The organism is Spirochaetota bacterium, from assembly GCA_026414805.1.
Taxonomy (GTDB): domain Bacteria; phylum Spirochaetota; class UBA4802; order UBA4802; family UB4802; genus UBA4802.
Window position 1 is genome coordinate 5,608 of record JAOAIH010000049.1, and the last position, 18,637, is coordinate 24,244.

An 18,637-nucleotide genomic window follows, 5' to 3' on the forward strand; every position below is an offset into this window, starting at 1 on the left:
GGTAAAATTTATAAAAGCTCTTTTGCCTCCTGTTAATGAGTCGGATCCAATTACAAGAAAGCTATTAATTAATGTTTTGGAAGTAGATGCGTCATCATCAAATGCAGTGTAAAAATTTTCAAAACCGTTTCGGAATAGTATTTCATAGCCATATAATTCTTTATGCCTGTTAAATATTGGCTGCCGTGCAACGAAAATGGCAAAGTTATGTTGCTTTTGTCTCATGATAACATTTTTATTAGTTATTATATCTCTTCTTTTCAAAAAGAGATGCAAATAAATAAAATAAAAAAAATATGATTTTAAATTTGTAAAAAAACAAGTACTATAATAATAAAGTTATCATACAACTTGTTTATTAGCAAGAAATTTATGCACAAAAAAAATATTTTATTTATTACCACTTTTATCTTTATGGTTGTGGATTATCTTGTACAATTAGATAGTAACTTTAGCATACCCATTGGAAATTATTCGCCCGGCACTTCCATGTACTTCAAAAAAGCAGTGTATACTGTCTGTGGCATATTCCTTAGCAAGTAATACTATTTGTATATTACCAGGTGGGATCATCATTCCTGTAAAACGGCATGATAACTCATTCAGTGAGTTTGCATTTCCGTTTGCTTCTATATTTATTATTTCTCGTGCAGCATATGCAAGTGTGGCCGTACCTTGCAACAGAATATCGGGTAGTCCCACCATTTTTGCAAATGCCTTTGAAGTATGAATAGGAAAATGGATATTTGTGCACCCATCGTATATATAGGGGCGTGTTCGGTCAATATAGAGTGTTTTTATCCAGCATACTTCATCATCTGTTTTTTTTGGCGATAGTAGGGTAGGGAGATTTTCTTTGCCTCTTCCTTTATCTGTGCATTCTACACCGCGCATCAATCCGCCAATGTGTTCAGTAAAAACAAAATCTCCTTTGTTGTCATATGCATTAAAGCATATAGTAATTACAGTGCCTGCCTTGTGAGGTGTTATAGCTACTATATTGCCTTTAATTGTCAGCACATCGCCGGGTACTATCGCCCTGTAAAACCGAAGATGTTCAGTGTAATGGACTTGCGTTTTTATTATTTCAAAAGGGAAAATTTTATTATCAATATAATCCCATATTCGTTCTGAAATTGGCCAAGTACATGCAACAGCAAACATAGGCGGAGCGATAATTTGAAACTCGTCATTAAAATATAAAGGGTTATCATCATCAATTGCTGCAGCGTAATTCATTGTTGCGCGGCTTGATATTGTTGTTGTGTATGCTTTGAGTGGTGTTCCAACAAATGAGGAATCAATCTTCATGGCTTATACCCAGTAGTAAATTTTTACTGCTATTGTTGTATGATAAGGGCTATCGCAACTAAAATAAGAAGTAGTAAAACAATTTTTTTGAACATTTCATGATTGATATTGTTATAAATAATACTCCCGGTGAATACTCCTAGAAATATAGCTGGCAAGAGCGTGATAAAAGAAACTGCAACTTGTTTTGTTATAAGCCCACCAATGGTATGCATAGTAACAAGTGTTAATCCTGAAAAAAGGAAATACGAAGTTAAAGAAATATTCATTTCATCTTTTGACCAGCTTTGTGATGTGATGTAAATGACAACTGGTGGGCCGTCGGTGTTGAATGCGCCTCCTAGGCATCCTGCAATAAAACCTAATATATAACCTGCTTTGTGATTGATAGTAAATTCAGAGCGCAGAGTAACTAGTGAATACAACGCATATCCTATTATGACAATGGCAAGGGTTGTTTTAATAATATTTTCAGGTAAATTAACCAGCAAGTATATCCCTGTTGGTATGCCAGGTATTGCACCAATGATAAGTGGTTTTATCTTTTTGGGATCAAAATGTTGATGAAGCCTGAAAAAGTTTAGTGCGGTAATACAGGTTCCATTCATAGCAACAAGAGGAGTGACAAAATTCATTGGGAATAAAAATGGCAAAAGTGACATGGACACAAGCGCTGAGCCAAAACTGGTTATTGCCTGCACGAGTGCGGAAATAAATATTATGCAAAATGAAGTTAAGTATTGTTCCAGTGTCAAAGGAATATCACCATTAATAATTAAAGCAAAATAATTATTACACAAAACTAGTATATAGCTATTATAGCTTCAATAAAAATAATTTTAAGATTACAAGTACAAAAAATTATATGCATAATATTTCTGGTGGGGGGCCCCCAGTAGAATTTTAGGCAGTGTATCCCTTTTTCGCGGTAAAAATCAAAAGTATATGACCTGTTTTCATAATAACTGGGTAAATTATTAGGATAGTTATCGGTATTTATTTTTTTATAGCGTTCACACTTAAGTGGCATGCCAATATGTAAAAAAAATCGTTCTTGAATATCTGCTGAGCGGACATGTATCATCCGCGAAGGACTTTTGTTATTAAGATACCATATGCCAAGCCCCGCACCTATTCCAAAACACATTGCTTCAGACCAGTTAAGACCGTGAGATTGAGCAAGATTCTACAAACCTGTGCTAGCACAATGTCGCCCGGGTATGTGAAGAGATGGTATCAGTACTTGCATTTTTGTAGCAACCACTAACAAAGGAGATAATGAATAATATATGCTTAATTATTATTGTCAATATAATAATTATTTCTTAAATGCAACATGACAGATGCTGCAAAAAAATTTTAAGTATAATAAATTTTACTCAAGTATTGTATATTATACCGCTACTCATGGGATATACATAATATACAAACCAATCTTAAGAAAATAGTTTGACAAATATTTTTAATTATATTAATAATTGCATCAATTTTGGTGTTTGCTTTTATTTTGTTATTATACACATCAAAATGAATTAGCTCCTTTTTTATGGTGAGTATCACTGACTGAAAAGATTACTATGTCATGTATTAACCTGCCTGTTGTAGCTTGATACAACGTGCAGTGGTTATGCTATCAAGTGTGTATCAGGAAGCAGCCGTAATAATAAAAATAAAAAAAGAGGAATACGTGTATGGATGAAAAAGTACTTAAAGAAATTATAAAACAAGCAATGAAAGAAGAGCTTGTGCCTGTAAAACAGGAAATAGAATCTATGAAAAAAGAAATGGATTCTATAAATAAAGAAATAAGCTTTATAAAACAAGCAATACTGACAAAAGAAGATTCAAAACGGTTTGTAACAAAAGACGACTTGCAATCATTTACTACAAAAGACGATTTAAAGGCATTTGCCACAAAAGACGACTTGAAGGCATTTGCCACAAAAGACGATTTAAAGGCATTTGCCACAAAAGACGACTTGAAGGCATTTGCTACAAAAGACGATTTAAAGGCATTTGCTACAAAAGATGATTTGCAATCATTTGCCACAAAAGAGGATTTATTTAATTTTGAAACAAGGATGACATTAACCCTGGAAAATATTCGTGAAGGTGTGCGTATTTCACTTTTTGAGATTGAGAGAGAATTGCATGAAATAAAAAGCAAGCAACGTTTTTATGATTTTGATTATCTCACACGACAAAACGATGCAATGATTAAAGTACTTAAAGAATTGCATCAGGAAAAAACATTTATTGTGCAACGGTTAAAAGAGCATGATGAAAGGCTTGCTTCTATTGAACAACAATTAAGCAGTTAAAACGGATTACAATGAAAAAGCAAAAAAAGCCAATTATAACAGTTCCTCCCAAAGCTACGTTCTTATTCAAAAAGGGCAGTAGTCAAACCGGCATTTTACTCCTGCATGGATTTACTGGTACACCTGCTGAAATGCGGTATGTAGCTGAAAAGCTCAATGAAGCTGGTGCAACTGTCTATGTGCCGCGCTATCCAGGCCATGGGACAAACCTTTTGGAGATGGCTAACTCAAGTGTTGACGCATGGTTTACTGCTGCACGTGAAGCATTGTTTGAGTTGAAGTCACATTGCCAGGATGTATATATTGCCGGGCTTTCAATGGGTGGTATTTTTGCAATCCTGCTTGCTCGTGAATTTGCTATAGAAAAAATAGCGCTTATGTCGGTACCTTGCACCTTAAAAGAAAAAACTATCTATGGGGCGCCGATTGCAGGCCTTTTTACAAAAATACTATGGGTGCCTAATAAGACAAAAGGTGTATGTGATGAGGCTGCACGAAAGGAGCATATCTGTTATGATGATGGTATTCCTGTTGTTCAATCATGGCAGCTATTCAAGACTATTAAAAAAGCCATGAAAGCATTGCCACAGATTGAATCAGAGGTGCTTATCATACAGTCAAAAAATGACAACGTTATCCCGCAACATTCTGCCCACTATATATATTCACACCTTGGGTCAGCGCACAAGCAGCTTATCTGGCTTCACAAAAGTTTTCACGCCATCACAGTTGATATTGAAAAGGATGCAGTTGCGCAGCACTGCATAGATTTTTTCATGAAGCAATGATATGTGCACAGTAACTATCGCCCTATACAAGTAATGCAATTACTGCACATATATCTATTATAATCAGGGTGGGCGATAGCTCCTTCCATTTGCCCGCTGCAATGCAAATAAATGTATAACTTAAAAATCCCCACACAATTCCCTGGGTAATACTGTAGGTGAGTGGAATCATGAGGCAAGTGACAAATGCTGGAAGGCTCTGTGAGATATCCTTCCAGTTGATGTGTGATAACGGTTGCATCATAAAAAGGCCAATGAGTACTAATACAGGTGCAGTAGCTACTGGAGGTATAAACGATAACAAGGGGCTTAACCACATAAATGGTAAAAAGAGCAAGCCTGCCACAACTGCAGTAAGTCCCGTTTTGCCACCTTCTTCAACACCAGCTGCACTTTCAATGTAGGTGGTAGCGCTTGAGGTGCCAAAGATACCTGAAATAAATGTTGCAAAGCCATCAACAAACAGTGCCCTGCCAACGTTGTGTGGAAGGCCTGTTTTAGTGTCAATGAATCCACCTACTTGTGCAACGCCCACAAATGTTGATATGCTGTCAAACATGTCGGTAAAAAGAAGTGTAAAGATGGGGGCTACGAGGCTTACTGACAACGCATCGCGAATGTTGAAAGAGAAGAAAAGTGAGGAATCGGGAAAGGCTATGTATTTAGATGGGAGTGTGGCAAAAGGTGTGTGCCCAAAAAGCGCAAAAGCATGGCTTGAGATCCATGTGATACTTGCAGTTGCAACGATACCTATAATGAGTGCACCTTTGATTTTACGGTACACTAGTATGCCAGTAACTATCAAACCACATGCAAAAAGTAATTGTTGTATTCCCATTCCTCCAAAGGTAACAAGTGTAGCAGGGTGTGAAACAACAATACCAGCATTTTTTAATCCAATGAATCCTAAAAAAATGCCAATTCCCGCTGCAACAGCATATCTTAGATGAAGCGGTATTGCCCCAACAATCTTTTCTCTTATTCCAAATGATGAAAGCAACATAAAGATAATACCAGAAATACATACTGCACCTAACGCAACCTGCCAGGGTGTGCCACTGCCAACTAAGGTGTAGGTGAAAAATGCATTTATTCCCATTCCGGGAGCAAGTGCAAAGGGCAAGTTGGTAACAAGTCCCATAAGTACAGAGCTTATGCACGAGACTATAACAGTTGCAAACAATACACCGTGAAATGGCATTCCTGCATCCTGCAATATGAGCGGATTAACCACAATAATGTAGGCCATAGTTAAAAATGTGGCAATCCCTGCACGGATTTCGGTAGTTATAGTGGTGTTGGTATTGTTGATATTGAAGTATTTTTCTATCAATATATTCATATTTTCCCCTTTAAAAACAGTGCTGTGTGTATGTAATTGAATGGATTATGCCATAAAACAAATTACGACATAAAGAGGAATGTCAATGATATTTTCATCATAATAAATGAAATGGTGTATACAATTAGGCTCATGCATAAGATAAAATTACTTTACATAATTACTGTTCTTCTGTAACATTACCATATATATTTATTATAAAATGTTACATCAAGAGGTAAGTATGGAGCTACAACAGGCAATAATAGAGCGAAGGAGTATCCGCCGTTTTACTGATTACTATGTAACAGATGATGAAATTACTCAGATACTTGAAGCTGCGCGCATGGCACCATCTTGGGCAAATGTGCAGCCATGGGAATTTATTGTAGTGCGGGATAAATCGCTGATAGAAAAAATAACTGAAACATATTCCCCAAATAACCCTGCACGTAAATGCTCACTGGCATCCACTGCACTAATTGTTGCATGTGCAAAGAAGAATATTTCAGGTTGCAAGGAAGGGCAGCAGGTCACTGCATTGCCAAACTGGTATATGTTTGATGTAGGCATGGCGGTACAAAATTTATGCCTCAAAGCACATGAGTTGGGACTGGGAACTGTTGTTGTGGGATTTTTAGATCATCAGAAATGTAATGAAATTCTCAATGTGCCATCTGATTCTACAGTTGTTGTAACAATACCTGTTGGTAAGCCTGAAGTAAGCGGCAAGCAGGGACCACCACGTAAAGAACTTGCTGAATTTGTGTATTTAAACAAATATGGGATTAAATTTTATTAAGGGAAACTATGGACATTAAAGATAAATGGATTTATTTTGCAGGACCACTTTTTACCGCAGCCGAAAGGCAATTTAATATAGAACTTTCGCAATATATTGAACATGCAGGCTTTGCTGTGTATTTGCCTCAAAAGATGTGTGCAGGCATATCATCACATGATGAAATATTTACACGATGTATACAGGGCCTTGATAATGCCTGGTGTGTGCTTGCACTGCTTGATGGTGCTGATGCAGATTCAGGAACATGCTTTGAGGTGGGGTATGCGTATGCAAGAGGGATTCCTATTATTGGCATAAGAACTGATTTCAGAAAAAGTGGTGATGATGGCTTTTTAAATTTAATGCTCACTAAGAGTGTAAAATCATTGTGCATTGTAAATAGTTTAGAAACAACTTCAATGGAAGAAATTGCCAAAAGAGTCAAAGAGGAAATTAACAGGTTGCTTGTTACAGTTCTTAAAAAATAAAGCCTATATAAAGTTACTGCTAATAGTTTAAAAGTTTAGCTTTTGTGGTAATGCAAACGATCTTAAAAAGAGATCGGTTGCAAGTTATTTAGAGCTCATTAAATGTTTGTTACAAATGAGTTAAAATTGTATCCAAATGGAATCAACGTATATGTAATACTATAGTATCAGGGGAGTCAATCATGAAAAAAATATTGATATATGCCTCCGCGTTTATTGGAGGAATTATAGCCACTCTTTTTGCATTACTCGTCTATTCGGTATCGTTTACCCAAAATGCTGTTATTCAAGATGTTACAAAGCAATACTATCATGCAAGCAGGCTTGTTATTTTTGGTAATATGGCAATAGGTTTTATAAGCGATAGCTCTGTACAAAATAAGAATCTAGAAAACCTGCCACACATGCTTAAAGTTATTCCAACAGGAACTATCGCCCAAATTTATCTTAATCCGTTTGAACGCATTTATGTACCACCGCAGTATCTAGGAGTGTATCGTATCAACGCTTCAGGACATGAAGGGTTTTTGGTGCTTCAAGTTAAGGATGGTGTATTGTATGGTTCAGTGCGCTTCCCAAACTGGGCTAATGGTGTGTGGGAACCATTGAAAGGCGTAACAATAAAAAACAATACGTTACAATTTACTCGTTCGGTTACAACTGAACAGGAAAGAATAAAAACAGGTGCTCGTGAGTATTTTACCCAGTATTATGTTGGCACATATAAAGAAAATGGAAATAAATTGATTGGGTTTTACAAATCCCGTGGGGCAAAATATTTATTTGAAGCGTATAGAAAAAAATAACTACTGTTGAGCTAACACTACGCAATTGCGGCCACGTTCTTTTGCTCTATAAAGGGCTTCATCAGCTTTAGCCCGTATTATATCTTTGTCAAATGTGGGAAAAGCAGCAATGCCCATGCTTAACGATAGCGTTAAATTTGTTATACCAAGCTTACCTGAGTCAATTGCATTGACTTTATTGCGTGCAATCTCTGCAAACCTGTATGCACTTTGGACATCATTTCCATCAAAAATTACTGCAAACTCATCGCCCCCGTAGCGGCACACTGCATCAACATCTCTGAATGTAGCTTTTAGTACCTCAACTATCGCTAGAATTGCCTTATCGCCAACTTCGTGACTATATTCTTCATTTATTTTTCTAAAGTAATCTAAATCTACCATGATAAGGCAAAACGGTTTTTCCTGAGTTATCTTCAGTAAGATGGTGTCCTCAAAATAACTGCGATTATACACACCAGTGAACTCATCAATAATTGAACGCTTGCGTGCTGCTTCGCCCCACTGGATCATCTCGGTTAGGAATGAACCTGTCTTTAAAAGCCGCTGTGAAATAACAGTGAGCATGTCATACATAATCTTAATTGCTATAGAAGGGTGGCTGTTGATAATAGTAAAAAAATCAGAAGCTGTCAATGATAATAGTGTGCAATCTGTCTGTGCAATGCAGGTAGCTGATCGAACATCATTTTCAAATATTGCCATATCCCCAAAGAAATCACCTGTAGTAAAGTGTGCAACCTTGCGCATGGTGGCATCAGGCAGCTTTATAAAAGCAGCAACCTCTCCGCTTGCAACTATGAAAAGCTCGCTGCCATAGGTTCCCTCATCAAAGATGATGCTGTCTTTAGTAAAATCTTTTTGGGAAAAAAAAGGAACCAGTTGTAGAATCTCTTCAGCTGTCAGCTTTTTAAAAATAGTAACTTTTGCAAGCAGTGCATCAAGCCCCTTCACATGTCACCTTCCATTGCGGTTGAATTTCCACCGTTATGGTACACTGACCACATGCGCTGATATACGATGTCAATAAGCTGTTGGTTAAAAAAACCCCTACCGGTGCCAATGCTAACGGTGATTGATGGAATGAGTCCGCTGGTAATTGATGAAATATTAATTGACCAAATGGCGTTGTGTATTGTTTTTGCCAGTGATTGCATGTCCACATCAGGTGTAGTGGCAACAATAAATTCATCGCCCCTATACCGTATATGAATTGCATCGGGGCAAACTTTGCGTATTGTCTGTGCTAAGGCAATAAGTGTTGCATCACCAGCTTTATGTCCGCAGGTGTCATTTATTGCTTTAAATTTATCAGGCTTAATAACAGCAATGGTATATTCTTTGTTTTCTTTTGATAACTCATCGCAGTATTGTCGGTTGTAGAGGCCGGTAAGCCTGTCAGTGTAGATAGCTTTTTTAAGTTCGCTTACCCAACCATAGTTTTGTGAAATGAGTTTGTTGGTTTCACGTATTCTGAATGATATGTTCGATAGTAACCGGTAAATAATCTTTGCACCTATAGTATTGTATCGTATAACAAATTCTTCAAATGGAATTGATGGAAATAACAAAACACTGGCGGGTTCAAGTGCAACTGCTTGATTATTACCCAGCGTAATTCCACAGAGATTGAGCTCTCCAAAGCTTTCGTTAGGGAGATACCTGGCAATCAGCCGCCGTGAAGAACCATTTGCATATATAGCAATGCTGCCTGATGTCACAATACATAAAAGCCTAAAATCTTCATTGAAATTAAAAAGTTGATCATTCTCCTGAAGGTTTTTGTGTATACAGTAATTTTGTATTATGTGCAGTTCTGATTCATCCAGGGATGAAAATATTTGAACAGTTTTCAATATATCTTTAATATCCATTATATTCATTATCGAAATATTTTAAAATTATTGCATGTTTTAATATTACTGCATCATCCTTCCGGAGATATTAATATTCATGTTTTAGAGACAATTTTTCAAAATAGGATATGTAATGCAATAAAAAAATCATATGTGTTATGACCATAAAGACAAATGTTTTAATCTTACTGTTGTAGTTCTAAATCAGAGTGTACTCCTACCCCATTCATAGAAATTATTTAATAATCCTATAGTTTTTTACTTCAACACTTGTTTTGTTCTTGAAATAGTCCTGTCAGCAATGCATAAACACTCTATTCACTATCCAGCACATTGTCCATTACTTTTGTATGTCTTTTTACTTCGCGTATAACACGCTCTATCACATTGATTTCGTAGAGTCTTTCGGTGTTCTAGTGGATACGATAAATACCTAAAAAGATTATCCATATCATTAAGCAAACATTCTATGGCACCAAGAGCTATCGCCTTATACTCTTTATATAATATCTCAACATAGTGTTCCGCTTATAACCTCGTTTCACAATTCCATAAACGCTTCAAATTGTGCTTTTATTTCTGCCCTTAAGGTTTTAGGACATTTCTTTAAGTATATTTTCTGTCTTGTGCACTGTGCACCGTTAATCTTTTCGACATCCCTGGCAATGTAATCCCTGCTTGCTTAAAACTGCACTAAAATCTTGCGCACTGATATGCCATTGATATACAGTGAACTTATCAGCAATGCTATAGTGTCTATCTGCTGTTGCATACGAGTAAGTATCGCAAGTTTAAAGCCCCCTGCACGATTACGTGGAACCAGTATATGTGTAAGTGCTAATGTCCCTACTATTCCGTGCTTCAGATACCGATACCCATTACGGTATTCTTTTACTATCTTATTATCACCTGCCCGTAGCATTGCTTTTCTTATTGTATCACCTATAAACTCTTCAAACGCCTCCTCAATATATACTTCCAATGTTCTATGTACTATGGCTTTTATTGGATCCTCGTATTGCTGTACAATTTCTTCGTATCGGCGTGTGAAAAATTCTTTCTTGCAATTATCCTGCTCAGTTTTATACTTTGGTTGTAGGATTGTGCTCCTATAATAAATTTTTTGCTAAATTTTTTATTATCTGGTAGGAGTACAATGCTTCTTTCAAGCATCTTTTACACACTGTAATGGGCCAAGATTATTTCATTGGTTTATCAATATGAAAAAATTATTACAATACTGTCTTATAATAATGACAAGTGTTTTTATAATGTAGTGTGTTGGTTATATCCTTTCGCCACGATTACTGGTAATTGGCAAGCAGACAACAAATAAAATTTATGTGTCATTGGGATTTCATGCCAACTTCTACCATTCTTACAGGATAGATACCAATGATGAAGCAGGCTTTGGTAAAGATATTTTTGGTGTATATTCGCCATATGTACGAACTCAAGAGATGATGGTTTCGGCCGGCAACTTTAATCTTTATAATGAGCTTGGCATTAAAGGAGTTGTCCTGTATTACAGCTCTATACCATTTGATGCATTCCGAGTGTTTGTTGATGAGCTTTCACTTGAAGAAGCACACAATCCTCTTATATATAACAATCAATTAACAAAAGAAACAATGCTTGTAATACCTGCATACAATCACGCTGATCTTATTGAGAATATAAGTATCTACAACTGGGTACAGATGCTTCGCTACCAGCAGTTGCGTGGGAATATTCAAAAGGATGTGTTGATATGTATAAATAGCGATGCAGATGATTCATACTGGTATGGATATAATCTACCGCAGTATTTGAAGTGGGTGCCTAATACCGGAGGTTTATCACAACTCATCGATGATATAGCATCACTTGATTATGTAGAATTTACTACAATTAGTGAATATGTAAAACATCACAAACCACTCAAAGAGATTTCCTTTGGCCAGGATACTGCTTTTGGCAGTTTCAATGGCAATGTGTCATGGGCTGAGAAAAAATACTGCAGTGATTACTGGACTGCAGTTGAAAAAGACCGTAGTATACATCAATTAGTGAAATCGATGTATGCGTATCTGAAAAAAGATATTCCTGCTGATATGACAAAATCTCTGCAACAATCATTTGAAAAGCGTATGCGCCCGTTATCTACCACTAACTTTGGAGTGGCAACACCATTTTTAGCAAAAAACCGTGAACACGTTGTTGAGGATATAATGAGCGATCTGCATTTGCTCACAGCGCATGTTGTTGAGAGTATAAAGAAGATATGGAATTGCCAATGACATTGCAGCTTAAGATAATTTTTGATACGCTTGTTTCAAAATTGCGGTGGTAATAACACTGTAAATTCATTGGACAACAGACAGCATGAGTTTTCATTTATTTAATCTTTTCCCAACTCACTGGAGCTACCGCTACCTGGCCATGTGTAAGTGTTGCAACCCACTTCCATCCACAGGTGGTAATATACCACTGCCTTGTGGTTGGAACATACACCCATTCGGGAGCGTGCGCTTTGAGTTGCGCCACAATATTGTGAGTGCGTGTTTTACCTCTATAGACACCAAAATCGTATGGATTATCGGAATACAAAACAAGTGTGTCGTTGTAGCTTTCTTTATTAAGCCATACCTTGAAAAGCAACAGAAGCCCATGAATAAAAAGTGTATCGTTATTGTACGTAAATGACAGAAAGTAGCCGTCATTGTACTGTACTACAAACGGCGATTCCATAGATGCAAACGGTGAGTTGCGCTCGCTACCCCACGTGCTTGCAAGTGCAGTGCGTATGTATTGCCACTCAGTGAGATTAAACGATTGATATACATCAATCTGTGAAAAAAATTTTCCCCGCGCAGTAGTATACAATAGCCACTGATCACTTGCTACCTGCACTATCATGCAGTCGCGGAAAAATTTATTGTAGGGGGCTTTCATTATAACTCCATGATAATTCCATGTTATGCCATCTTTTGATGTTGCATGGTGCAATTTGTGGGGGCTCCAAAACATGTGGTACAGTGTGTTGTGCTTAATCACGTGAGGTGCCCACGCTAAGTCTCCTACATCTGCTACTGGTTTATCTTCCTGCATCAGTGCTGGGAAAGCTGTGCTTTTTCCTACTGCAAAATATTTTTCCGCATTTGGATCGCCATCTGTTTTTGAGGTTATACCTACAAGGCGCCAGTTAAAAGCAGCGTCTTGAAATATTGTGTGGTCATTCACGTAGTATCCATGTATGTGTGGTGTAAATATGGGGCGATAGTTATCGGTAATAACTGGCCTGTATATAGTGATAGGCTTTCGTTGAGGAAAAACTTCTGCAAACCCCAGCACCGATTGCTCCATAGTCTTTTTATTGACTTTTACTACTCTAAATATTCCTCCACCTCTGTATAAAAATGAGCCAAACTGTGTTGTGCCAAGGTTTTGCCAGCTATCTTTTTGCTTTATCTGTATAATATATTCTTCTTTTTCAGGATCAGCAATCCATCCTAAATGAATCCAGTTGTTGCCACTTATGGATTTGACTTTAAACTGTGCCTGCCTTTTCTGCACCAGTTCTTTTGTAATTGAACCATAAAAATCAGTTGATAGTGGTGCTTCCACGTAAATATATGTTACAATTTCGCCAATCACAAAAAGTATTAACAAAATTAATATTATGCGGCTAATAATTTTTATATATTTCATACTACACCCTCCAAAATAAAATTAATGTAAAATACCATTGTTATGAAGTACATGTACATTTGCAAAAGCAATAGCGTTAATGCTTGTGCTCATTGTCAAGATAGAAACACTCTACAATAGTGTAAATATAACCACATAATCACTGTTGTGAAATACAATTGCTTAGCACCATCCAGGTTAGTGATTTCTGTTGCACTGTCATAGAGAACCTCAGGCTGAAGATCTCATTGAAAACATAAGATTCCCCTTGGCGTAGTGTGATTACAATAAAAGCGCGTAATATGCCCATCTAACTTAACTGTACATCAAATTTGACTAAGGTAAGCTTTTATTCATGTACAAGTATGACTCTTTGATAAATTCTTTAAATAAGTTGTCACATAACGGGTTTTCTTCACGCATCATTTCAGGGTGAAACTGGGTGCCAACTATGAAAGTTTTTCCTGTGTGTTCTATGCCTTCAACTAATCCATCCTGTGAATGTGCAGTTATAATAAAACCCGGGGCTAATTGTTTTACTGCCTGGTGGTGGTATGAGTTTACTGTCATAACTTCTTTTCCAAAGATTGCAGCAAGACGACTATTCTTTTTAAATGAAATTTCATGATAACAGGGCAGCGCATGTGAATAGACAAAAAGATTAAGGCTTTTGCGGTGAATCACTTTTTGAGTGGGTCGAAATTGAGTAGGTATATCCTGATAAAGTGTGCCGCCATAGAATACATTGACTATTTGGCAACCTCGGCAAATCCCAAGTACTGGCATGTTGTGTTTTTTTGCATATTCAAGCACAAAAAATTCAAGCTCATCCAGTTTTTTGTCCACGCTTTCAAGATATGTGTATTCTTTTTCACCATACCGTGATGGGTGTACGTCAAAGCCACCGGGGATAATAAAAGCGTGCACTTTGGCACACTTTGCCTGTATTGCATCAGAGCTATCGGTTACAAAAATACGCATTATATTTGCTTTGTGGCTCTGTACAGCACTAGTATAATCTTTGTTTATATCTATTCCCCACTTCAATAAAGTTGTCTGGATGCTTCCGTATGTAATACCTATTGTTGGTGTGCCCTCAAACATACTCTCCTGGGTGCAAGAAATTTTGATTAGTAAAGTAAATATCAATAACAGTGTTTCTTTGCATTTCATTTCTTTTTACCATAGAATTTTCTTTGATTGTATGTGTAGATTATTATAATATAGTAAAACAATTTATTTCCATTATTTTTTTTAAAAATATTTTTTTAATTTTATTGTTTTATACTGCGCATATGTTTGTAAAAATAATGTTTATAAAAATAAAAAATAAGTGAACTTTTAACCGTTAATTTTGTAAATTATCAATTTTTTTGCTACAATAGTAGTATTTAAAAAAAATAAAATTGACTTTTTTTCTGTTAAACTTTGAGTGATGTACAAATTCACTTCATAATTTTTGAAGGGGGGAATAATGAAAAGTATAATTACCTGTTTGAGAGTTCCCGAATACGTGATTAATTTATTAAACTCAACCAATGTAACAGTAGCAAATACCATTGAGGATTTATTTGATCTTTCACTCAAATTTGGAAATAACGGAGTGCAAAAGGTTATATATGAAGTTCCTGGGAGAGGGGAATACTGTGAAGCAATTGTAAACAAGGTTAAAAATGGTATTTCTGTAAATTACACCGAAGCATATATGCGAAGAAGAGACCCGGATAGCATGGTCATTGGCGATGATTTTCCTACCGACAAAGTAACATACAAACAAAGATTTGGAAAAGAGTTCAATGAAGTAAAAAAAGAGACATTTGAGTGGCTGCAAAAACAAAAATTGGCAGTGTTTTTCTTCAAGGCTGGGCAGCTTGATAACTACCACGGTATGGCGATAGCACCTGCAAATGCTGGCTTTTTCTGTTTAGGCCTTGGAATATTACAAGGAATTATCGACACCAGAAACATTGAAGGCAATATTGAAATTAAATGTATACTATACATAGCACCGGTGTTCAGACATACACATTTCAATGGAAAACAGATAGTTGTACATTGCAGGAGCAAAAATCTGCATGAAATTTATAGCTATAATCTATACCCAGGACCAAGTGCTAAGAAAGGAGTATACTCAGCACTACTAGATTTTGGCGAAAGAGAAGGTTGGGTAACAAATCATTGTGCAGTAGTTCAGGTTATTACGCCTTATGGTAATAAAGTGACAATAATGCACGAAGGAGCAAGTGGCAGTGGTAAAAGCGAAACAAACGAAAATATTCATCGTGACAGAGATGGGACAATACAATTTGCTGAAAATATATTAACAGGTGAATCATTTAGATTAGTTTTACCAAGAGGTTGTTCTTTGCGTCCTGTAGTTGATGATATGGGATTATGCCATCCGTCTTTCCAAAAAAATGATGGGTATATTTATATAAAAGACGCAGAATCTGGATGGTTTATCCGTGTTAATCATATTGAACAGTATGGTACTGACCCTGATATTGAATCGCTTTCAATACATCCCAAAGTGCCGTTAATGTTTTTGAATATTGATGCTCAACCACATAGTACTGCACTTTTGTGGGAACATATTGAAGATGAACCAGGCAAACCATGTCCAAACCCTCGTTTTATAGTTCCTCGCAGTATTATGCCGCACATAGTAAAAGGTGTTGTCCAAATTCACATTAGAAGTTTTGGAGTACGTACACCCCCTTCAACTAAAGAAAGTCCAAATTATGGGATTTTGGGCTTGTTCCATATATTACCACCAGCTTTAGCATGGCTGTGGCGATTGGTATCACCGCGAGGTCATGATAACCCTAGTATTGTTATGACCGAAGGTATTCAATCAGAAGGAATTGGCTCATTTGGGCCGTTTTTAACAGGGAAAAAAGTAAATTTTGCAAACCTTTTACTTAATCAGATAGTAGAATCTCCAAAAGTAAGATATGTCCTTGTGCCTAATCAATATATTGGTGCATGGAAGGTTGGGTTTAATCCGCAATGGATTATGCGAGAGTATCTGGCCAGACGAGGTGGAGTAAAGTTTTTTGCTGATGAGATTTCAGAATCACGGTGTCCATTGTTGGGATTTTCACTCAACAAACTGGTGGTAGAAGGTATGGAAATTGAGAAATTTCTGCTAAAACCGGAGCTGCAAAATGAGGTTGGTGAAGAAGCGTATGATAAAGGGGCACAGATACTTGTTGATTTTTTCAAGAAAGAGCTAATGGGTTATTATAAAGATCCGTCTCTTCTGCCTTTAGGAAAGAAGATAATTGAATGCTGCTTATCTGATGGATCTGTTAATGACTATATGCAGTTGGTTAAAGATGAAGGTTTTATTGTGGAAGATTAGTCGATGCAGTATAAAAGAGCGGTATTTCTTGATAGAGATGGCACAATTATTAAGGATAAAGGTTATATTGGGGATATAACGAAAGTTACATTTTTCCCTTTTGCTTTTGATGCATTACTGAAAATTCAGCAATTCTTTATGTTGTTCATTGTTACCAATCAGGCTGGGATTGCAAAGGGAATTGTAACGCACGATGAAGTTACAGCGGTTAATAGTTATATTGTAAGAGTGCTATCAAATAAAGGAATTAAAATCCAAGCGCTATATTGCTGCCCTCATAAAAAAGAAGATGATTGTAAGTGCCGTAAACCAAAACCATATTTTATTGAACAGGCAATCAGTAAATACAAGATTGATAGTAGCAAATCATTTGTAGTTGGTGATCATCCATCGGATGTTATGTTGGCACAAAATGCTGGGATGCAGGGTATATATGTGTTGACAGGGCATGGGCAAAAGCATAGAGGTGAGATAAATAATAATGTTATTGTTAAAAAGAATCTACATTATGCAGTTGATTATATTCTAAAGAGTGTGAATACACAATGAAAAAGCCATTTTTTGAAAAACCTGCACGCATTTTTGCACATAGGGGATATTCAAAGGAATACCCGGAAAATACAGCACTGGCGTTTGAAAAAGCAATTGAGTTAGGAGCAGATGTCATTGAAACAGATGCCCATTTAACAAAAGATGGTCATGTAGTGATAGTTCATGACAAGGAGCTATCGCACATTACTAATGGTAAAGGGAATGTGAATGAGCTTACGTTGCATGAAATTAAGCAATTAGATGCAGCATATTATTTTACAAAGGATGGCGAAAGCTATCCCTACAGGGGCAAAGGTATTACCATCTTGACGCTTGAGGAGATGCTTGATGTTTTTCCAAATCAACGATTTAATGTTGACCTTAAGGATGATAACTTAACGCTTGCGGAAAAGTTTTGTGATACTGTACTGAAGTTTAAAGCTGAACACAGAGTGCTTGGTGCATCTCAATATGGTAAAAATTTACAATATATTCGCAATCGCATTCCCGTTATGGCAACATCATTTGGGCTGTGGGGAGTGCTGGGATTTTATTTTGTGTTTAGGGCTGGACTTTTAGGGCTTTTCAAAAAATTTCCTGGTGATGCACTGCAGATTCCTGAATATGTAGGCCCTTCGCACCTAGCTAATGGAGCATTGGTGCGAATGGCGCATGAACGCGGGATACAGGTTGATGTTTGGACAGTTAACAACGAGCGCGATATGCGCAGGCTTCTAGATATTGATGTAGATGGTATTGTAACCGATGATGTGCCACTGTTAAAGAAAGTGTTAGAGGATTATCCGTTGAAGTAGTATATTATATTTTAATAAATTAGTTTAATATAATTGAGCAAGTTTGTGTATATTAATATTTATAAATTATTTACATCACAAATGAAATGAGTGGTTTCTTTAATGAAAAAATATATTAAATTATGCGTTATTAGCAATAGATAGAATGCTATCGCGTATCTTTTTGTAAGACTATTTTGCATCAATATACAATAATAAACACAAAAAAATATTGAGAAAAAATCACTGTTGTATTTTACGACAGATATGTATAATGGCTTAATCAAAAAATTATTTTAAGAAAAATTAGATAAACAAAGGAAATAATATTATTTTGTTTTTTACTGAGATAACTTCCCATCTTTTATTATCGCAGGTTTGTTGCCATTGACTTTAATAGTTGAGCCTGTTTCTTTTATTTTTATGGTGGACCCATCAGGTGCTCCACTCATAAGTGTTGTATTGGCTCCAATTGAGATATTGAGTGTTCCGTAGGTAGTTACCTCAATATTGTATTTTTTTGAATCTTTGTTAACAAGGTCTGCAGAAAATACTGTTGCAGATGTAAGTAAAATCATTATAATAAAGAAACACATTTTTTCAT

General features: G+C 36.4%; 19 protein-coding genes. 9 read left to right on the plus strand and 10 right to left on the minus strand.

Annotation, left to right across the window (positions count from 1 at the left end):
• The 3 genes from N3F66_10395 to N3F66_10405 form a co-directional block, all read right to left on the minus strand.
• Nucleotides 1–225, minus strand: a 225-nt coding sequence (locus tag N3F66_10395; protein ID MCX8124556.1) for a hypothetical protein, incomplete at its 3' end; no start/stop codon positions are given.
• Between the two features lie 213 nt (nucleotides 226–438).
• Nucleotides 439–1,311 (minus strand): MaoC/PaaZ C-terminal domain-containing protein, encoded by an 873-nt coding sequence (locus N3F66_10400; protein MCX8124557.1) that lies wholly within the window; start codon nucleotides 1,309–1,311, stop codon nucleotides 439–441.
• A gap of 29 nt (nucleotides 1,312–1,340) precedes the next feature.
• Nucleotides 1,341–2,066, minus strand: a complete 726-nt coding sequence (locus N3F66_10405) for a sulfite exporter TauE/SafE family protein (GenBank protein MCX8124558.1) — start codon at nucleotides 2,064–2,066, stop codon at nucleotides 1,341–1,343.
• 936 nt (nucleotides 2,067–3,002) lie between these two features.
• Between N3F66_10405 and N3F66_10410 the strand changes: the two genes are divergently transcribed.
• A complete protein-coding gene (locus N3F66_10410) occupies nucleotides 3,003–3,632 on the plus strand; it encodes a hypothetical protein (protein ID MCX8124559.1) in 630 nt (209 codons plus the stop codon).
• Between the two features lie 11 nt (nucleotides 3,633–3,643).
• Nucleotides 3,644–4,420 carry an alpha/beta fold hydrolase gene (locus tag N3F66_10415; GenBank protein ID MCX8124560.1) on the plus strand — a complete coding sequence of 259 codons (777 nt, stop codon included), beginning with the start codon at nucleotides 3,644–3,646 and terminating at the stop codon, nucleotides 4,418–4,420.
• Nucleotides 4,421–4,442: 22 nt separating this feature from the next.
• Here N3F66_10415 and N3F66_10420 read toward each other — a convergent pair whose 3' ends face one another.
• Nucleotides 4,443–5,762, minus strand: a complete 1,320-nt coding sequence (locus N3F66_10420; GenBank protein MCX8124561.1) for an NCS2 family permease — start codon at nucleotides 5,760–5,762, stop codon at nucleotides 4,443–4,445.
• Nucleotides 5,763–5,985: 223 nt separating this feature from the next.
• On the opposite strand from N3F66_10420, the gene N3F66_10425 reads away from it, so the two are divergent.
• The 3 genes from N3F66_10425 (at nucleotide 5,986) to N3F66_10435 (ending at nucleotide 7,819) form a co-directional block, all read left to right on the plus strand.
• Nucleotides 5,986–6,543 (plus strand): nitroreductase family protein, encoded by a 558-nt coding sequence (locus tag N3F66_10425; protein ID MCX8124562.1) that lies wholly within the window; start codon nucleotides 5,986–5,988, stop codon nucleotides 6,541–6,543.
• An 8-nt stretch (nucleotides 6,544–6,551) separates the two neighbouring features.
• Complete coding sequence (locus tag N3F66_10430; protein ID MCX8124563.1) at nucleotides 6,552–7,013, plus strand: nucleoside 2-deoxyribosyltransferase; 462 nt, start codon at nucleotides 6,552–6,554, stop codon at nucleotides 7,011–7,013.
• A 182-nt stretch (nucleotides 7,014–7,195) separates the two neighbouring features.
• Nucleotides 7,196–7,819, plus strand: coding sequence for a hypothetical protein (locus N3F66_10435; GenBank protein ID MCX8124564.1), 624 nt, complete (start codon nucleotides 7,196–7,198; stop codon nucleotides 7,817–7,819).
• On the opposite strand, the gene N3F66_10440 is transcribed toward N3F66_10435, so the two are convergent.
• The 3 genes from N3F66_10440 to N3F66_10450 form a co-directional block, all read right to left on the minus strand.
• Nucleotides 7,820–8,773 (minus strand): GGDEF domain-containing protein, encoded by a 954-nt coding sequence (locus tag N3F66_10440; protein MCX8124565.1) that lies wholly within the window; start codon nucleotides 8,771–8,773, stop codon nucleotides 7,820–7,822.
• On the minus strand, nucleotides 8,770–9,693 hold the full coding sequence (locus N3F66_10445) for a GGDEF domain-containing protein (GenBank protein ID MCX8124566.1): 924 nt from the start codon (nucleotides 9,691–9,693) through the stop codon (nucleotides 8,770–8,772). Before N3F66_10445 ends, N3F66_10440 begins: the two co-directional genes overlap by 4 nt.
• Nucleotides 9,694–10,357: 664 nt before the next feature.
• Entirely contained in the window at nucleotides 10,358–10,705 is a 348-nt protein-coding gene (locus tag N3F66_10450) for a transposase (GenBank protein ID MCX8124567.1), read from the minus strand.
• A gap of 313 nt (nucleotides 10,706–11,018) precedes the next feature.
• Here N3F66_10450 and N3F66_10455 point away from each other — a divergent pair, with 313 nt between their 5' ends.
• A complete protein-coding gene (locus N3F66_10455) occupies nucleotides 11,019–11,954 on the plus strand; it encodes a hypothetical protein (GenBank protein MCX8124568.1) in 936 nt (311 codons plus the stop codon).
• Between the two features lie 97 nt (nucleotides 11,955–12,051).
• Here the strand turns inward: N3F66_10455 and N3F66_10460 are convergent, their stop codons facing one another.
• On the minus strand, nucleotides 12,052–13,365 hold the full coding sequence (locus N3F66_10460) for a hypothetical protein (GenBank protein MCX8124569.1): 1,314 nt from the start codon (nucleotides 13,363–13,365) through the stop codon (nucleotides 12,052–12,054).
• Nucleotides 13,366–13,680: 315 nt separating this feature from the next.
• Nucleotides 13,681–14,448 (minus strand): gamma-glutamyl-gamma-aminobutyrate hydrolase family protein, encoded by a 768-nt coding sequence (locus N3F66_10465; GenBank protein MCX8124570.1) that lies wholly within the window; start codon nucleotides 14,446–14,448, stop codon nucleotides 13,681–13,683.
• Nucleotides 14,449–14,818: 370 nt separating this feature from the next.
• Here N3F66_10465 and N3F66_10470 point away from each other — a divergent pair, with 370 nt between their 5' ends.
• Genes N3F66_10470 through N3F66_10480 form a run of 3 tightly spaced genes read left to right on the plus strand, consistent with a single transcriptional unit; the run spans nucleotide 14,819 to nucleotide 18,054 of the window.
• Complete coding sequence (locus N3F66_10470; protein ID MCX8124571.1) at nucleotides 14,819–16,708, plus strand: DUF4914 family protein; 1,890 nt, start codon at nucleotides 14,819–14,821, stop codon at nucleotides 16,706–16,708.
• A gap of 3 nt (nucleotides 16,709–16,711) precedes the next feature.
• Nucleotides 16,712–17,257: an HAD family hydrolase gene (locus tag N3F66_10475; GenBank protein MCX8124572.1), complete on the plus strand. Its 546-nt coding sequence runs from the start codon at nucleotides 16,712–16,714 to the stop codon at nucleotides 17,255–17,257.
• The gene (locus N3F66_10480; protein MCX8124573.1) at nucleotides 17,254–18,054 is read left to right on the plus strand and encodes a glycerophosphodiester phosphodiesterase; all 801 of its coding nucleotides are present in this window, start codon (nucleotides 17,254–17,256) and stop codon (nucleotides 18,052–18,054) included. The genes N3F66_10475 and N3F66_10480 overlap by 4 nt, the downstream gene beginning before the upstream one ends.
• Before the next feature lie 320 nt (nucleotides 18,055–18,374).
• On the opposite strand, the gene N3F66_10485 is transcribed toward N3F66_10480, so the two are convergent.
• Nucleotides 18,375–18,637 (minus strand): hypothetical protein (locus N3F66_10485; protein ID MCX8124574.1); only part of this gene is annotated, 263 nt, incomplete at its 5' end.

Coding starts and splice junctions, on each gene's coding strand:
- N3F66_10480 (MCX8124573.1), top strand. CDS start 17,254: ATGAAAAAGCCATTTTTTGAAAAACCTGCACGCATTTTTGCACATAGG.
- N3F66_10425 (MCX8124562.1), top strand. CDS start 5,986: ATGGAGCTACAACAGGCAATAATAGAGCGAAGGAGTATCCGCCGTTTT.
- N3F66_10420 (MCX8124561.1), bottom strand. CDS start 5,762: ATGAATATATTGATAGAAAAATACTTCAATATCAACAATACCAACACC.
- N3F66_10415 (MCX8124560.1), top strand. CDS start 3,644: ATGAAAAAGCAAAAAAAGCCAATTATAACAGTTCCTCCCAAAGCTACG.
- N3F66_10470 (MCX8124571.1), top strand. CDS start 14,819: ATGAAAAGTATAATTACCTGTTTGAGAGTTCCCGAATACGTGATTAAT.
- N3F66_10400 (MCX8124557.1), bottom strand. CDS start 1,311: ATGAAGATTGATTCCTCATTTGTTGGAACACCACTCAAAGCATACACA.
- N3F66_10410 (MCX8124559.1), top strand. CDS start 3,003: ATGGATGAAAAAGTACTTAAAGAAATTATAAAACAAGCAATGAAAGAA.
- N3F66_10475 (MCX8124572.1), top strand. CDS start 16,712: ATGCAGTATAAAAGAGCGGTATTTCTTGATAGAGATGGCACAATTATT.
- N3F66_10430 (MCX8124563.1), top strand. CDS start 6,552: ATGGACATTAAAGATAAATGGATTTATTTTGCAGGACCACTTTTTACC.
- N3F66_10465 (MCX8124570.1), bottom strand. CDS start 14,448: ATGTTTGAGGGCACACCAACAATAGGTATTACATACGGAAGCATCCAG.
- N3F66_10445 (MCX8124566.1), bottom strand. CDS start 9,693: ATGGATATTAAAGATATATTGAAAACTGTTCAAATATTTTCATCCCTG.
- N3F66_10460 (MCX8124569.1), bottom strand. CDS start 13,365: ATGAAATATATAAAAATTATTAGCCGCATAATATTAATTTTGTTAATA.
- N3F66_10435 (MCX8124564.1), top strand. CDS start 7,196: ATGAAAAAAATATTGATATATGCCTCCGCGTTTATTGGAGGAATTATA.